Annotated in this window: 1 pseudogene; it reads left to right on the plus strand. The window is 40.8% G+C overall.

Features of this window, described 5'->3' with window-relative positions:
- Nucleotides 1–383 precede the first annotated feature (383 nt).
- Nucleotides 384–571, plus strand: a pseudogene (locus R7190_RS29435) (calcium/sodium antiporter); the annotation flags it as partial.

A 571-nucleotide genomic window follows, 5' to 3' on the forward strand; every position in this document is an offset into this window, starting at 1 on the left:
CTCTTCTACTGTCAGAGCATTAACGCTCGCAGAGTTGTCAAGTCAATCCACTTCCGAATAGCGCTAAGGGTTCCCTTATCGCCGCTTCGGTACATTTATTAGGCTGCAATCATAAGCACATTGGCTTGGAATTTAAAGCACTGTTCGATTAAATAAAGCCGACCAAATTCAAGCTATTCTCCATAAATTATGGCCTGATCGTCACCAAGTGTTTAAATCCTAGACCAGAATCGTCACTTTATTTGCAATGATTGAATGAGTGACAATTACATACATTTTCGTTACTAACCTTTAATTTATTCGTTGTTTATCTTCCATTTTAAGCTGCAAAAGGTCAAAATTAGCGGTTACTCATTTCACTCATTTAATACTTAGGAATTCTCATGCTCGAAGCCGTAGCGTTGCTTATCGTCGGTCTTGTTTTACTTGTTTGGAGCGCAGATAAACTTGTTTTTGGTTCTGCAGCTATAGCCCGCAACGTCGGTATTTCACCTTTAGTGATCGGTATGACCATTCTTGCAATGGGCTCATCAGCACCAGAAATGATGGTGTCAGCAACAGCCGCTTGGGA

Source organism: Vibrio sp. 1078-1, assembly GCF_033340475.1.